At 40.8% G+C, this 15,157-nt stretch carries 15 protein-coding genes; 7 read left to right on the top strand and 8 right to left on the bottom strand.

Features of this window, described 5'->3' with window-relative positions; translation table 11 throughout:
• Positions 1-4: 4 nt before the first annotated feature.
• Both V7K32_RS00570 and V7K32_RS00575 read right to left on the bottom strand, forming a co-directional pair.
• A complete protein-coding gene (locus tag V7K32_RS00570) occupies positions 5-478 on the bottom strand; it encodes a TspO/MBR family protein (RefSeq protein ID WP_334989452.1) in 474 nt (157 codons plus the stop codon).
• A gap of 90 nt (positions 479-568) precedes the next feature.
• Complete coding sequence (locus tag V7K32_RS00575) at positions 569-1,042, bottom strand: TspO/MBR family protein (RefSeq protein ID WP_334989348.1); 474 nt, start codon at positions 1,040-1,042, stop codon at positions 569-571.
• Between the two features lie 266 nt (positions 1,043-1,308).
• Here V7K32_RS00575 and V7K32_RS00580 point away from each other — a divergent pair, with 266 nt between their 5' ends.
• The 3 genes from V7K32_RS00580 (at position 1,309) to V7K32_RS00590 (ending at position 5,995) form a co-directional block, all read left to right on the top strand.
• Complete coding sequence (locus tag V7K32_RS00580) at positions 1,309-2,031, top strand: cyanoexosortase B system-associated protein (protein ID WP_334989350.1); 723 nt, start codon at positions 1,309-1,311, stop codon at positions 2,029-2,031.
• Between the two features lie 211 nt (positions 2,032-2,242).
• The gene (locus V7K32_RS00585) at positions 2,243-3,601 is read left to right on the top strand and encodes a polysaccharide biosynthesis/export family protein (protein ID WP_334989352.1); all 1,359 of its coding nucleotides are present in this window, start codon (positions 2,243-2,245) and stop codon (positions 3,599-3,601) included.
• A 219-nt stretch (positions 3,602-3,820) separates the two neighbouring features.
• Positions 3,821-5,995, top strand: coding sequence for a GumC family protein (locus V7K32_RS00590; protein ID WP_334989354.1), 2,175 nt, complete (start codon positions 3,821-3,823; stop codon positions 5,993-5,995).
• A gap of 354 nt (positions 5,996-6,349) precedes the next feature.
• Here the strand turns inward: V7K32_RS00590 and V7K32_RS00595 are convergent, their stop codons facing one another.
• The 5 genes from V7K32_RS00595 to uvrB all read right to left on the bottom strand — a co-directional run bounded on the left by V7K32_RS00595 (position 6,350) and on the right by uvrB (position 11,127).
• Positions 6,350-7,021, bottom strand: coding sequence for a rhomboid family intramembrane serine protease (locus V7K32_RS00595; protein ID WP_334989356.1), 672 nt, complete (start codon positions 7,019-7,021; stop codon positions 6,350-6,352).
• A gap of 127 nt (positions 7,022-7,148) precedes the next feature.
• Entirely contained in the window at positions 7,149-7,868 is a 720-nt protein-coding gene (locus V7K32_RS00600; protein ID WP_334989358.1) for a rhomboid family intramembrane serine protease, read from the bottom strand.
• 94 nt (positions 7,869-7,962) lie between these two features.
• Complete coding sequence (locus tag V7K32_RS00605) at positions 7,963-8,751, bottom strand: SDR family oxidoreductase (RefSeq protein WP_334989360.1); 789 nt, start codon at positions 8,749-8,751, stop codon at positions 7,963-7,965.
• Between the two features lie 130 nt (positions 8,752-8,881).
• Complete coding sequence (locus V7K32_RS00610; RefSeq protein WP_334989362.1) at positions 8,882-9,091, bottom strand: hypothetical protein; 210 nt, start codon at positions 9,089-9,091, stop codon at positions 8,882-8,884.
• Between the two features lie 38 nt (positions 9,092-9,129).
• A complete protein-coding gene (gene uvrB, locus V7K32_RS00615; protein ID WP_334989364.1) occupies positions 9,130-11,127 on the bottom strand; it encodes an excinuclease ABC subunit UvrB in 1,998 nt (665 codons plus the stop codon).
• Positions 11,128-11,390: 263 nt separating this feature from the next.
• On the opposite strand from uvrB, the gene V7K32_RS00620 reads away from it, so the two are divergent.
• The 4 genes from V7K32_RS00620 to V7K32_RS00635 all read left to right on the top strand — a co-directional run bounded on the left by V7K32_RS00620 (position 11,391) and on the right by V7K32_RS00635 (position 14,232).
• A complete protein-coding gene (locus tag V7K32_RS00620) occupies positions 11,391-11,852 on the top strand; it encodes a hypothetical protein (protein ID WP_334989366.1) in 462 nt (153 codons plus the stop codon).
• 362 nt (positions 11,853-12,214) lie between these two features.
• On the top strand, positions 12,215-12,397 hold the full coding sequence (locus tag V7K32_RS00625) for a CsbD family protein (RefSeq protein ID WP_069070399.1): 183 nt from the start codon (positions 12,215-12,217) through the stop codon (positions 12,395-12,397).
• A 468-nt stretch (positions 12,398-12,865) separates the two neighbouring features.
• Entirely contained in the window at positions 12,866-13,504 is a 639-nt protein-coding gene (locus tag V7K32_RS00630; protein WP_334989368.1) for a histidine phosphatase family protein, read from the top strand.
• Between the two features lie 14 nt (positions 13,505-13,518).
• Positions 13,519-14,232, top strand: coding sequence for a gamma-glutamylcyclotransferase (locus V7K32_RS00635; protein ID WP_334989370.1), 714 nt, complete (start codon positions 13,519-13,521; stop codon positions 14,230-14,232).
• Between the two features lie 178 nt (positions 14,233-14,410).
• On the opposite strand, the gene V7K32_RS00640 is transcribed toward V7K32_RS00635, so the two are convergent.
• Positions 14,411-15,058 carry a TetR/AcrR family transcriptional regulator gene (locus tag V7K32_RS00640; RefSeq protein ID WP_334989372.1) on the bottom strand — a complete coding sequence of 216 codons (648 nt, stop codon included), beginning with the start codon at positions 15,056-15,058 and terminating at the stop codon, positions 14,411-14,413.
• Positions 15,059-15,157: the final 99 nt, after the last annotated feature.

Here is a 15,157-nt window from a genome sequence, read left to right on the forward strand (position 1 = left end):
TGCGTTATGCATCTTGAGGATTTAACTCTTTTAACTCGTCGGTAGTGTAAGTACCAATAGGAGTCCAAATTAGATAGGGAAGGAGTAACAGCGCCGCCATTAAAGAAATCGGCAAAACGCAGATTGCGAGGATAACGCCTGAAATCAAACCGATTAGCCCAAGAATTTCTCCAGCTTTGAGACTGCGAAACCTCAACATTATAGGTATGTAGGCGACGGTGATAATTTCCACCAAGAGGTACAAAGCCATTACTAGCCAAGTAATTATACCTCCTGGATTTTTTTCCCAGACAATATAAGCTGAAGCTGCACCGCAAATAAAAATCACAGTCCAGATTACCGGAATCAACGGCTCAAAAACTAGCCAGCGAGGGCGACTTAAACGTGCAAACCATTTAACATCACGCGGCGTGATCAAGAAACTACCAAGGGCGACGAAGAAAGTCACAGCCCCAATTATTATCCAAGATGGAATCATAATGCAATCAAGTTTTGTGTATTTTGTCAAGTCATACACTGCAAGTTTGACAATTTAAGGCATAGTTTGAATCATTCGTTAGTGCGAATCTTAGGCATCTTGAGGATTGAGACTAATCATCTGCCAAGTGGTATAAGTACCAATGGGACTCCACAGTAAATAAGGAACTAGTAATAGTGCTGCCCAACCAGAAATACTTACAATTGCAAGTATCAATAAAGCATTAATCATAAAACCTGTGCCACCAAGAATTGTACCGACTTTCAGGCTGCGGAGCTTAAACATTACAGGCGTATAGGCAATGGTTACAATTTCTAAAAGCAAGTATAAACCCATGATTAACCAGGTTGAGCTGCTTCCTGGGTCTTTTTCCCAGACAATATAAGCAGACCAAGCACCGCAAATAAATATTACAGTCCAGATAATAGGAATCGCACCCTCAAAAGTTAGCCATCTCGGTCGTTGTAAGCGCTTGAACCATTGGCGATCGCTAGGCGTAATTACGTTAGCTGCTAAAGCAACTAAGAAAGCTACACCCCCAATCACCATCCAAGATTTAATCATGGCCGTTATTCCTTTACAAGCGCTATCTCTCGCTTAATATCACTCTTTATAGTCTGATTTTGTCAATTTAGTTACTCATTACTCATCATCCCTGAGTTTGAAACCTTTACATCGTTTGGTAAGATTTTAAATTATCGGCATTGGGCATTGCTTATTTATTTATGTGTGCCTTGTCTCCCCTGCTTTTTCTCTACTCATAAATATTACTGAACTCATGGTGTGATTTTATAAAGTAAAATTTTGCCTAAGTATCATAAATTTTACTGATGATTTCTTTCTCCAAGTTTTTTAAGGAAAACCAATTGAGCCAGGTAGCAGCACTTTTGTTATTGCTACTCTTGTTGGCAATAGGAGCAATTCCCGGATACCTGACAGGACACTGGCAATGGAAACAGCCGCCACCTGTTACTACCCTCAACAAGTTAAAACAGATCCGCAATGCTGGGTTAGCCCTTCCTGGTTGGCAAACTATTGAACAAGCAGAACAGGAAATTGGCGAACATAAATGGTCTTTGCAGGTACTTAAAAAACAAGGTTCCGAATCCCAGGCAATCTTACTTTTGCTGCCCCAAAATGGGCCTATGGATCAACCAGAGGTAGAGTGGACAGACGTTAACGGCTGGGGAAGGTCACGCTGGGGAAAGTGGGATATAGCTCAATATCGTTCTGCTGAATTTACTGTGAAACCGCCTGCAAAGTTAGCTTCAAATGTCATAACTAAAGTAGAAGCTAGGTTCTTTCGCGCCGTCACACCACCGCAAACCTTCGCTGTCTTGCAATGGTACGCTATGCCAGACGGCGGAAATCCATCACCTTTACACTGGTTCTTGGCAGATCAATTAGCCCAGTGGCGTAAGCAACGCACTCCTTGGGTGAGTGTGAGCATTCTGATTCCAATGGAACCTTTGGGGCAAGTAGAAACATCTTGGCCTTTAGCACAGTCTATTGGAGAAACAGTGCAAACTCAATTGATGGCAGGCCCTTTATAGAGTCTGTTAGAGATGCCCTTGTGCAGAGATTCATTATAAGTATCTTTATAATCCCGTTCAGGTTCAAAATATGATGTTATAAATTAAAATTGGTAAAATTTTTCTCCTTTTTCTTGGTAAAATACTCCCAGATAAAAGAGACATTTAGGACATTTTGAGAGTAAAATTACCACTCGGCGCTACTAATTTTTATCTCAGTTTTCCTGGACCGATGTTCATAGATCCAAGTTCTTATATGCGTGCATTCAGCGCCCTGTGTTTTTTCAGTCTTCAAGTAGGAGTTTTCTTAACAACACCTATCCAGCTTGTTGTTGCCCAGCCTTTTCCATTTCAGGGACAATCACCAAGGCAACCACCTTCGCCTGTGCCAGGTACTGAAGTTGTACCTCCAGGTGCAAATAACGAAATTTCCCCCCAACTGAGCCGCTATCTTTTGGGTCCAGGAGATACAATTGGCGTTGTGCTTCAGCGTCCTCCAGGCCCGTACCGCTTAGGAATAGGAGATGGAATTAGCGTTTCGGTTCAGCGCTTTCCAGATTTGAGCTTTCAAGCTTTAATCAACCCAGAAGGTAACATTGTTGTGCCGCTATTAGGAAAAGTTTCCTTACAAGGTTTGACTTTGGAAGAAGCTCAAGAAAAAATTCGCTTGGGTTTAAATCGTTATGTGGTTGATCCAGTAATAGTTTTAGCCTTGGCAACGCAGCGTCAAGACTTAAGTTTTCAAGCTGCAATTAGTCCAGAAGGCAACATCGTAGTGCCACAAGTGGGAACAGTGTCATTACAAGGCTTAACTTTGGAAGAAGCTCAAGAAAAAATTCGCTTGGGTTTAAGTAAAATTTTACCCGATCCAATTGTAATAGTATCCTTGGCAGGGACGCGACCAGTTCAAGTTACCATTAGTGGGGAAATATTTAAACCAGGAATTTATCCAATTAATTCAACAACACCCCGCGTTGCTGATGCCTTGCTAATATCTGGTGGTTCAACTTTGAATGCAGACCTGCGACAAGTGCAAGTACGCCGGAAGTTAATTGATGGTTCTGTGATTTCACAAACTATTGATTTATATGCAGCACTGCAAGATGGCGGTTCAATTCCTAATTTACGCTTACAAGACGGAGATGCTATACTAGTCCCCCGTCGTGAAGTTGGTAATAATGACGATTATGACCGCAATTTAGTAGCACGTTCATCTTTGGCCACACCACAGATTAGAATCCGCGTTTTAAACTACGCTGCGGGAGGTATTTCCATTCAAGCACTACCTAACGGGAGTACCTTTGTAGATGCTTTGGGAGGAGTAAATCTCGATACTGCTAATCTCCGAGATATCGCTCTGGTTCGCTTTGATCCTGAACAAGGTAAAGCTGTTACCCAGAAACTTGATGCTAAAAAAGCTCTAGGAGGCGATGCGTCTCAAAATGTAGCCCTTCAAGATAATGATGTTCTTGTTGTTGGTCGCAACCTCATCGGTAAAATTACTAATTTCTTGACTACCATTACCCAACCCTTCTTTAATGTCCAGTCCTTTCTCCGATTTTTTGACAACTTCGGTGGCGGGTCAAATTAAAGACTTTAAAAGAAGGATACAATCTGAAAATAGTTGGGAGTGCAGGAAGCCACATCTCTAACTTCTCTTTTAATTCGTTGATGTAAAAATATTAAAGATATCAATCGGTGTATACAGTAGGAAGTTGATAGCATCCTTATATCAAAGCCACTATCTTTAGTTTGGTGCTTCCTAAATTTGAATTTTTAATTTTAAATTTTGAATTGGAGCGAAGCGACCATGACCCCACCAATTGTTAAACGCTATCTTATTGCTTTTGAAAAATATAAGTGGATTGGACTAGCTAGTTTTGGTTTAGTCGTAGTGGGGTCAACTGTGGTGGCTATGCAGCCAGAGCCACCTACTAAATACATAGCATCTGCCGCACTAACCTATGCTGGTCCACCAGTTTCTTTCTCTGCAACTGGTACTCAAATCCAACAGCAAGGAAAGGAACTAAATGAAGATGTTTTATTATCAAACCAGATAATTGCGACAGTGGCAGAGAAAGTAAATATCCAACCGAAACAACTCGGTTCTAATATTGTCCTTTCTTTACCTAAAAAAAATGCCAAGACTGGAGATTTAGAAACGAGTATCTTTGAACTGAAATATGTAGATAGTGACCCTAAACGAGCCATAGAGGTCTTGACTGACTTGATGCAATCAATGATTAAGTTGAGCAGTGACATCAATACTGGGCGATTACAAGCAATTATTGAAAAGATTAACGAGCGCTTACCACAAACTAAACGGGAATTGCAAATTGCCGAAAAAAAGCTAGAACAGTACGATCGCATAGAGCGAACGGCAATATTAGCGGCGGAGAATGGCAGCTTGTTAAGCGCTATTACTGCCAGCCAAAATCTGCAACGGCAAATTCAATTAACTATTTCTGGGGTTGATGGTCAAGTTAATAGTTTACACAATAAGTTAGGCTTAACAGTCGGACAGGCTTATATTTCTTCTGCTTTGAGTGCCGATCCAATTATTGGTAACTTGCGATCGCAAATTTATCAAAGTGAGTCGCAAATTGCTGTACTCAGAAAAGATTTGCGACCAGAACACCCAACGATGGTTCAGTTGCAGCGTCAGAAACAAGCTGCTGAGGAATTGCTGCAACAACGGGCTGCGGAAGTATTAGGTGGTGATGGAACGGCGGCTCCGCTTCAGGGTAGCGTTGCCGGGATTCGCGCCCAAAGTAGCTTAGATCCAGCCCGCCAGCAGTTGGCAAACCAAATGGTGTCTTTGCAAACCCAACGGGAGACGCTGCAACAACAACTAGCTCAAGAAATCCAACAAGAAGCGCGACTACGGCAAGAGTATTCTTTGATACCCAATAAGCAATTAGAGCGATCGCGTTTAGAACAAGAGGTTGGACTTAAAAAAGCCATCTATGACCAAATGCAGGCAAAGCTAACCGATGCCAAAACCGCAGAAGTAGAAACTACCAGCAGCCTTAGCATTGCCAGACGCCCCACAGCGACTGCGGATATCAAACCCTCCAAGAGTGTGCCTATTACCCTTGCTGTGGGTGGTTTGTTAGGTGTGTTGATTGGTGGCGGGCTGATATTTTTCTTGGGAGCGGTGGAAGGTACTTTCAAAACCAGAGAGGATATCCGCGAGAGCCTCAAGCAGAGGGAAGTGGCACTGTTGGGAGAATTGCCTTTAATGCCAGTTGATGATTTGCCACAAGAAGTAGTGCCAGTGCTACTTTCTGCGGATTCTCCTTATTTAGAATTTTATGAAAAATTCCGTAGTAATCTGCGCCGGGTTGGTGGTAAAGCCTTAAAGGTGGTGTTGATTACTAGCACTAGTAGTTTAGAGGGTAAAACGACAAGTGCTTATAATTTGGGTATAGCTTCAGCCCGGGCTGGTAAAAGAACCTTGATTATCGAAACAGATTTGCGATCGCCTTCTCGTTGTACATCCCTAAATATAATTCCTGACCCCGACGCCACTATTGAACCCCTGCGTTATTACGCGAACTTAAGTGAATGTATTCGTTTAGTTCCTCATGTAGAAAATTTATACATCATACCCAGCCCTGGACCTGTGCGACAATCCGCCGCTATTCTTGAATCTAGCGAAATGCGGCGGCTGATGGAGGATGTGCGCGAACGTTTTGATATGGTTATTTTAGATACTAGCTCTCTTAGTATATCCAATGATCCTTTGTTAATCCAACCCTACAGCGATGGCATAGTACTTGTGGCGCGACCACACTATACACAAGAGAACATGTTAGGTGAAGCTATCGATCAATTAGTTGAATCGGAACTGGGGCTATTAGGAGCAATTATTAATGGCGCTGATATCATTGTTTCTTTACCTGAACAAGTCTTAGAATCATCAAGATTTACATCTAAGGCAGAAGAATCAGAAGAACTTTCAGCAGGTGCCAACAAAAACTAATAGTTTCCCAATAGGGGAAATTTCAACGCAGAGTATGGCAGAAAAAACGCAGAAGATTCATAGGTTGCAATTGTTTTGTTAATAGACATCTCCGACAATGAATGTAGAGACGCTTTCTTCGTAGCGGCACGGAGTGCAATTTCGCGTCTCTACAAGGGTTTCAGGTTATACCATTTCTTTGTGAGGCTGCGTCAAACCCTCTTAACTTCTTCTTTTTTTCTTTGTGTTCTTTGCGGGCTTTGCGGTTCGTTTTTCTTTCTTGTACTTAAATATGGTTTAGCGCATCTTCATACAGAATTGGTATTACGCATATTTAATTTCTGGAGATGTCTAATGATTTCGGAAATTTTGTACTTAGTCTTGTCTAAACAATCCAAATAGGGGAGCGAGAATCACCCCAAAACCAAAACCACCAATGTGCGCCCAGTAGGCAACTCCACCAGTTTCCACGCTCATGTGAGTTGCTGTTTGTAGGGTAGCAAGACCGGAGATTACATTCTGTACAAAGAAAAGTCCAATTATTACTAATGCTGGTACTCTAATTGTGGTGATGAAAAACCCCAAAAATACTAGGGTCATGATTCTAGCTTGGGGAAAACGGATAATGTACGCACCTAAAACACCAGAAATTGCACCACTTGCTCCCAAGGAAGGAATTTCCGAATTCATGCCAATAAACCATTGAGACAAGGCAGCTAAAGCACCACACGCTAAATAAAAAATCAGATATTTGACATGACCTAATCGATCTTCAATATTGTTGCCAAAAATCCAGAGAAACACCATATTCGAGATTAAGTGCCACCAACCACCGTGTAAAAATTGTGATGTAAATAATGTTATCCACTCTCTATTCAAATTGGTGGTTAACTCTTGAGGTATTACTGCATACTGATTTAAAAACTGACTCAATTGTGCATTTGACAGGCTCACCTCGTGAAGAAAAACTAAAATATTCATGCCAATTAACCCGTAGGTGAAATACGGGGTAATTCGCGTCGGATTTTCGTCGTAGAGGGGAAACACAAGTGTTTTTCCTAAGTTATTGGCTAATATGCAATATAACTTGTAAGGCTAGCAGTTGCGAAGCTTAAGCAATTTCACCTATTTAATTAGTTAGCCTGATTGAAAGCCTTGATGATACCCAGAAGAATTACTTATACCAAGATTCTTCCTGTGATTTATCATTAAACAAACCCAACAGTGGACCGAGAATCGCCCCAAAGATAAACCCGCCTGCATGGGCCCAGTAGGCAATACCGCCACTTTCCATACCGATGTTAGTACGTGCTTGTAAACTAGCAAGCCCGTAGAAGGCTTGTTCGAGAAACCAAAATCCCAAAAAGAAATATGCCGGGACGCGGAAAGTCGGGAAGAAAAACCCTAAAGGCACTATGCCGAGAACTTCGGCGTTGGGAAAGCGGAGAATATACGCTCCTAAAACGCCTGCGATCGCACCACTTGCACCCAAAGAAGGAATGCTAGAATCTTGAGCGAAGAACCACTGGGTCAAGGATGCCAAAACACCACAAGATAAATAAAACAGTAAATATTTGGCATGACCTAACTTATCTTCAACGTTGTTACCAAAAATCCAAAGAAACAACATATTACCTGCTAAGTGCAAGAAACCACCATGCAAAAATTGTGAGGTAATTAAAGTTGCCCACTCTGGTACTGGTTGATGTAAAGAGACACCACCAAAGCTTAAAGTCAGTTCTCGTGGAACTACAGCTGCAAGGTGTAGAAACCCATTTAATGCTTGAGGGGGAAGATTTGCTTCATAAACAAAAGCGAGGACATTAGCAGCAATCAGTCCATAAGTCACATAAGGGGTAATTTTTGTCGGATTATTATCTCTAATAGGAACCACGGGCGTTTTTTCCTGAATTTTAAGACAGTAGTATCACAATACTGAATAATTTAAGTAGTTTCTTCTACCTCCTGGATGGATCTCATCTTGAGATTTAAAAACCAAAAGCCAAAAATCCACCATCGACAGTGATACATTGCCCAGTGATGAAAGATGCCGATGGCATACAAAGAAATGCCACTAAACCCGCGACTTCTTCTGGTTGACCAACCCTTCCCATAGGTGTTTGTGATAAAACTAATTTGAGAAAATCTTGGTTATCGAGTACAGACTCGGTTAAAGGCGTGCGAATAGCCCAAGGTGCTACGGAATTTACCCTAATACGATCGCAAGCCCATTCAACTGATAGCGATCGCGTCAGTTGATTTATAGCCGCTTTAGTCATACCATAAGGAGCGCCTGTACGATTCGAGACTAAACCAGCCACAGAACTTATATTCACAATGCTGCTGTTTTCCCCATTTTGAAGCAGAGGATAAAACAGACGGCACATCTCAAAAATTGATATCTGGTTTGTCTGGATAATAAACTCATATTCAGCAGCCGTGTAGTCTACTACTTTTTTGCTAATATTGGTTCCCACATTATTTACCAGGATGTCTAATTTATCCCAGGTTTTGCCAACCTGCTCAAAAATAGCTTGTCGCCCATCAGGGGTTGCAACATCTGCCGTAATCCCATAAGCAGGTAATCCTGATTGTTCCCAGATAATTAGTTGTTGGTTAACATCCTGAGAATTTCGTGCCACAATTGTGACTTCTGCACCGAGAGATAAGAACTCATTGGCAACAGCTAGCCCAATGCCTTTGGTGGCACCTGTAATCAGTGCTTTTTTTCCTGTCAGTGTCCAGCGTAGGCGTAACTTACCGTAGGCATCGCTCATTTGTAATTCTGCGGATTTTTTTATTTTAAAGTTATCAATCACCTAAGAGGTTGTTTGAATTTGATTGCTAACCCGATTAAGCAGTAATATCCGAGGATTTTATATCGTAGATGTTTAATGCGATCGCTTCCTAGATTTTTCGCAATAATTCCCGAATAGCGATCGCACAATCACCAAAAGCTAAAGGTGAAATTGTCACATCCTCTGCAAGTATGCTCTCACTATCATATCCGTCTGGACTAGGGAGACGATACATATATAACTTGCGCCCATTTACATCTAAAATCCAGTACTCAATAATACGCCTTTGGCTACTGGGCGCTCGTGTCGCCCACCCCACAATATAAATAGTTGGATATTTTTTTATTTGGAAGTCCCTTAACGCCCCAGCATTTTATCCCGAAGATGTTTAATGCGATCGCGCAATTTTGCCGCCTCTTCAAATTCCAGTTTCTTCGCCGCCTCTTTCATCTGTGCTTCTAACAGAGTAATCAACCCTGGAATCTGTTCTAATGGCACTTCATCTATATGTTCATCTACAACTTTCAAGTCAGTTGCATTTAACCGCCGAGATACATCTAAAAAAGCCAAAATCGCATTACTTGATTTTTTCACAATTGGTTGCGGTGTAATCCCATGCAGTAGATTATGTGCCGTTTGAATCCCACGCCGTCTATCTGTTTCATCAATAGCTTTAATCATACTACCTGTCATATTATCGGCATATAAAATTGCTTGTCCTTGGACGTGACGCGCGGCTCTACCAATAGTTTGAATTAAGGAGCGATCGGTTCGCAAAAAACCTTCTTTATCTGCATCCATAATTGCTACTAAAGAAACTTCGGGTAAATCCAAGCCTTCCCGCAGCAAGTTTACGCCAACTAATACATCAAATTTCCCCTCGCGCAAGTTCTGTAAAATTTCAATGCGCTCAATAGAAGTAATTTCGGAATGTAAATACCTTACCCTGATACCGTGGTCTTGCAAATATTCGGTTAAATCTTCCGCCATCCTCTTAGTTAATGTGGTAATTAACACTCGTTCATGGCGATCGGCTCTATCTTTAATTTCTCCCAACAAATCATCAATTTGTCCTTCTGTGGGACGCACAGAAATTTCTGGATCAACTACTCCAGTTGGTCGAATTACTTGCTCAATTACACGATCTTCAGAAATTTCTAATTCCCAATTTCCAGGAGTTGCTGATACAAAAATACACTGATTCACCTTTTCCCAGAATTCCTCGGCTTTTAAAGGACGGTTATCAGCAGCACTAGGAAGACGAAATCCATGTTCAATTAAAACTTTTTTTCTAGCTTGGTCGCCGTTATACATGCCGCGAATTTGTGGCACTGTTACGTGAGATTCATCTATAACTAGTAGCCAATCTTTGGGAAAATAATCAATTAAACATTCTGGTGATTCTCCAGCTTGTCTTCCTGCTAAGTGACGGGAATAATTCTCAACGCCGTTGCAGTAACCCACTTCGCGCAGCATTTCTAGGTCATAGCGTGTACGTTGATCTATGCGTTGCGCTTCTAATAGTTTCCCAGCTTGTTCTAAGTCTAGTTTTTGCTGTTTTAACTCGGCTGCAATGTCATTACAAGCTACTTCTAACCGTTCTTCTGGGGTGACAAAGTGACGTGCAGGGTAAACATTCACCGCTGACAAACTCTTGAGAATTTCCCCTGTCACGGGGTCAATATAGCGAATCGCGTCAATTTCATCACCAAAGAATTCGACACGAATAATCCGGTCTTCATAAGCTGGTCCGATTTCTAAGACATCACCACGGACGCGAAATTTTCCCCGACCCATTTCTATGTCGTTGCGGCTATATTGAACATTCGCCAAATCCCGTAAAATTTGGCGTTGATTTACTTCCATACCTATCTGAAGAGGGATGGCAGCTTTCAGATATTCTGCTGGCATTCCCAAACCGTAGATGCAACTGATGGAAGCAACGACAATGACATCACGGCGTTCAAAAAGCGATCGCGTCGCTGAATGCCGCAACATATCTATTTCATCATTAATCGCTGCCGTTTTTTCAATATAAGTATCCGTAACGGGAATATACGCTTCTGGCTGATAATAATCGTAGTAGCTGACAAAATACTCGACTGCGTTGTTGGGAAAGAAATCTCGCAACTCATTACAAAGTTGGGCAGCAAGGGTTTTGTTATGCGCCAGAACTAAAGTAGGCTTGCCAATTTTCTCAATAACTGCTGCTACCGAAAATGTCTTACCAGTTCCAGTAGCTCCGAGTAAAGTTTGGTAACGATTACCAGCTTGGATACTAGCAGTAAGTTGTGCGATCGCTTGTGGTTGATCGCCTGTGGGACTAAAGGGAGCTTGAAGACAAAATTCTGTCATACAGTTTTGCTGTAAATACCCTATCTCATGGTGACGATTCCGCCCTGTATCCATTCTAGCTGGCTTATTAGAGCAAATAAATATTAATATTTATTTACAAAAATTATTAATTTAAATTTACTTATGTATCAGTTTTAAAGATTCTTGTATCTATATGTATCTATATGAGGTTTTTTAAGGTTAAACTCTAATGTATATGGGAAAAAATTTCATCTTTCCTTAATTATTGTAAAATTCAATTAACAAACCAGAGGTTTTCGTTTATGACTATTAGCAACGCTGGCAAAGCAACCAGTTCTCGGCAAAATGCCAAGTCTAAAGGGGAAGCTACAGAGGAAGTTGAAAATCAACAAGACCAGAGCTTGAATGCTGATAAAGTCGAGGAAGTTAGTGAACTGCCAGTGGGAGCTACTGGGACACTCGCCATTTCTGGAATTCGTCCCATAGGCGCTAGCGACTTAGAAGTTGCTGAACACCTGTCAATTGCTGGGGTGCGTCCCGTTAGCACCAGTACCTTGGAAGTAGTTGAAACCTATAACTCAATGGGTATTCGTCCAATTGGCGCTAATAAATTTGAAGTGGTTGAAAGTATAAATCTCTCTGGGATTCGTCCAATTGGCTCAAGTTTATTGGTAATTGATGAAAGCTATTCCACCTTCGGTAATCGTCCAATAGCATCAAATGAGATTGACAATTCTGAAAGCTTGATGGGTTTTCTAGATTAGACAAAAAATATCCCCATAACTTTAGTAACCCAGTTTCTATAGGAAGCTGGGTTTTTTATTTAAACAGTCAAAAGAAGGGATTACCATATTTACATTTGTTCTATGTCTTTTAGCATAGGTAACTAAACTGTTCTTACTTTATTTTCTATTCAACCAACAGCCAGAAAGCTTACTACAACTAACTTTCAGAATTAAGAATTAAGAATTAAGAATTAAGAATTAAGAATTACGAATTATTTAATATGTCTTGTGGTGGAAGGCTTTAGCAAAAACTTTAAGCTAGTGTGTAAAAGTAATAACAAAAAATTTCAAGGTTTATTTACAGCTTTGAAATAAGTTTTTGATTAAATTAGGAGTACAAAATGAGCATTGAAGATCGCGCAAAAGCAGCTGCTAAAAATGTTGAAGGTAAAGCCCAAGAAGCTTTAGGAAATATCACCGGAGATCCAGAAGATAAAGCTAAAGGTAAAGCAAAGCAAGCTGAGAGCGAAGTACGTCACGGGATTGAAGACGTGAAAGATAATGTCAAGAAAAATATTGACTAATAAATAATCCAGATTTTTTGCAGAAATAAGAATATAAATGGGATGGATTCCATTTTTGCAAAAAATAATGAAGGATTAAAGATTCAAGGCTATACATTTTTCTTCTCCCCTTAGCAAGGGTGGAAAGTTAGAGAAGTAGCTTGATTGGCATTAATCTAGAGACGTAATAAATTACGTCTCTAGATTATCAAATAAATGTATTATAAATTAGAGGAATAACTCTATAAATTTCAAGTTTAGAAATGTAAGTAATTCAATTATTTTGAATCTCTTATTTTTTGCTTATTAAAATAGGCCAGATAAGCGATCGCGTTAGGGCGATATCTACCACAAGCCTAATTGCGCTAACTTTGCCCTGAAAATCATTCCAAATATCAAAAAATTGTAGTAATATATCACAGGCGTTAACTATCTTCAGCTACATCTGATTGTTAGCGCTTTTAAATTTACAATCAATGAGAATATACCGTGAGCCTAACTCTTTATTTCCTCCGTCACGGACAGACAGAATGCAGCCGCAATAATTCCTTTTGCGGTTCCATAAACTCAGAACTTACCCCAGAAGGGTTGGATATGGCAAATGCTTTTGCTGAGGTATATAGTTCTATGGATTGGACAGCAATATTTTGTAGTCCAATGCAGCGAACTGTATTGACAGCAAAACCCTTATGTGAAGCAATAAAGATAGAACCACAACTCAGAGATGGTTTAAAAGAAATCAACTATGGTAAGTGGGAAGGAAAAACGCCAGAAGTAATTAGCCATGAATATCACGATGATTATATTCGCTGGTCAGCAGATCCGGCTTGGAATGCTCCAACTGATGGAGAAATGGCTGTTACAATTGCTTCTCGTGCCTTGCAGGTAATTGAAGAAATTAAACACAATTATAGTAGTGGTAATGTTTTAGTTGTTTCACACAAAGCAACTATCAGAATTATGCTCTGTAGTTTACTAGGGATTGATGTGGGACGCTTCCGTTTTCGTTTGGGATGTCCTGTTGCTTCGGTCAGTATTGTAGAATTTACCTCACATGGGCCGCTGTTAAAGGTTTTGGCAGACCGTAGTCATTTGGATGAGCAGTTGCAAAATTTACCAGGGACGTGAGGGCATACTAAATTATGTCACTTAGCCGTAGCGACCTCGAAGCCAAAAATGAACAGACAAGACTATTAGAAGCATCACACTTTGGAATAAAGCTAACTACCCTGAGCGAAGATGAGTTAGAGCGATCGCTCCATGAAACACTACAACAGCAACCGCCAAACTCTGATATTTGGATATTTGCCTACGGTTCGCTGATTTGGAATCCTTTAATCACATACGTCGAGCGCCGTGCTGGGATCATTTATGGTTGGCATCGGCGCTTCTGTACATGGATGATCCTCGCTCGTGGTACTCCAGAGAATCCCGGATTACTCTTAGGACTCGATCGGGGCGGTAGTTGTCGTGGTATTATTTATCGCATTGCAGCTGCTGATGTACCATCAGAATTACTGCTGATTTGGCGACGGGAGATGTTGGCTGGTGTCTACGTTGCTCGTTGGGTAAAGGTGTTTGATGGTACACAGGAATTCAAAGCGATCGCCTTCGTTGCCAGTCGCCAACATCCCAGGTATGCTCATCAGATACAATTAACAACCACTGTTAATAGTATTGCCACCGCATCTGGAAAATTAGGTTCCTGCGCTGATTATCTCATCAAAACTGTCGATGGATTAATCGCAGAAGGCATTAAAGATAGAAAATTGCTCTTGTTACGCAAACAAGTGCTGGCAAAACAACAAGCCCTTTTAGTTAGTGGCGGCTCTACTCAAGCTAATACTTCAGAATAACTTTTGTGAACCTCTAATTGAATAACTATACCGATAATGCTAAGATAATTTTTTTTGTTAATAGATTAGTGAAATTTTAATTACTATTAATATCAATTAAACATAAATTCTATTCAGTAGCGATCGCTAAAGCTCTTGTCTCTTAAGTAGTTTTGGTAGGGAGTCACGCAGAAATAACTTATCTTAAAAAATCATGGCTTACAGCCGTATTCACAACTAAGAGGGCAGTGGCACTGATACCGCACACAAAAATATCTACACAGGTTTCGATATAATCCTCACAGCTATAGCTGCCTTGAGTGCAATTTGCACTACGGCATAGCATTCCAGCTAATAACATTCCTTTAAACATATCAACTGCTGGAAATAGATCAATATCTGCTCTGACAGTGCCTCGTCTCTGACTCGATTGCAGATAAGCTACCAGTTTTTCTCCTAAAGGCTTTGCAGCTTCTTGAATCACTTGTTTAGCTGCCTCAGGATGACGTTTGGCTTCTCCAATGAAAGTACGAATTAAGTCTTCCTGTGCTTCTAGCATAGTATTGTAAAGATGGGCATACCGGATTAAATCAATTTTTAGATCCTGCGTCCACGCTTGGGGGTGTGCAAGGGCTTCTGTCTGGAGCGCCAAGGCGTTTTTGATCACTGCTCCCAAAAGTTGTTCTTTGCTAGCAAAGTGGCGAAATAAAGTCACCTCATTCACACCAGCAACACGAGCTATTTCACGGGTAGTTGCTCCTTGAACACCTAAGCTAGCAAATACCTGTGAGGCGGCTTCAATCAAACGTGTACGGGTGAGAGTTGATGAACGGATGGTTTTATTCATTTATGCTGGCAAGTACTTACTTAGATCATAGGTTATGTGGAAAAAGTTGTCGCAACTTGGGGAAAATAATCTTGATACTAGCATTTTTAAAGTTATTGA

This window comes from Nostoc sp. (assembly GCF_036917635.1).
Taxonomy (GTDB): Bacteria; Cyanobacteriota; Cyanobacteriia; order Cyanobacteriales; family Nostocaceae; genus Nostoc.

What these genes read in the sequence shown, in the direction of transcription:
- V7K32_RS00570 (WP_334989452.1), bottom strand. Translation starts at nt 478, where the DNA reads ATGATTCCATCTTGGATAATAATTGGGGCTGTGACTTTCTTCGTCGCC.
- V7K32_RS00575 (WP_334989348.1), bottom strand. Translation starts at nt 1,042, where the DNA reads ATGATTAAATCTTGGATGGTGATTGGGGGTGTAGCTTTCTTAGTTGCT.
- V7K32_RS00580 (WP_334989350.1), top strand. Translation starts at nt 1,309, where the DNA reads ATGATTTCTTTCTCCAAGTTTTTTAAGGAAAACCAATTGAGCCAGGTA.
- V7K32_RS00585 (WP_334989352.1), top strand. Translation starts at nt 2,243, where the DNA reads ATGTTCATAGATCCAAGTTCTTATATGCGTGCATTCAGCGCCCTGTGT.
- V7K32_RS00590 (WP_334989354.1), top strand. Translation starts at nt 3,821, where the DNA reads ATGACCCCACCAATTGTTAAACGCTATCTTATTGCTTTTGAAAAATAT.
- V7K32_RS00605 (WP_334989360.1), bottom strand. Translation starts at nt 8,751, where the DNA reads ATGAGCGATGCCTACGGTAAGTTACGCCTACGCTGGACACTGACAGGA.
- uvrB (WP_334989364.1), bottom strand. Translation starts at nt 11,127, where the DNA reads ATGACAGAATTTTGTCTTCAAGCTCCCTTTAGTCCCACAGGCGATCAA.
- V7K32_RS00620 (WP_334989366.1), top strand. Translation starts at nt 11,391, where the DNA reads ATGACTATTAGCAACGCTGGCAAAGCAACCAGTTCTCGGCAAAATGCC.
- V7K32_RS00625 (WP_069070399.1), top strand. Translation starts at nt 12,215, where the DNA reads ATGAGCATTGAAGATCGCGCAAAAGCAGCTGCTAAAAATGTTGAAGGT.
- V7K32_RS00635 (WP_334989370.1), top strand. Translation starts at nt 13,519, where the DNA reads ATGTCACTTAGCCGTAGCGACCTCGAAGCCAAAAATGAACAGACAAGA.
- V7K32_RS00640 (WP_334989372.1), bottom strand. Translation starts at nt 15,058, where the DNA reads ATGAATAAAACCATCCGTTCATCAACTCTCACCCGTACACGTTTGATT.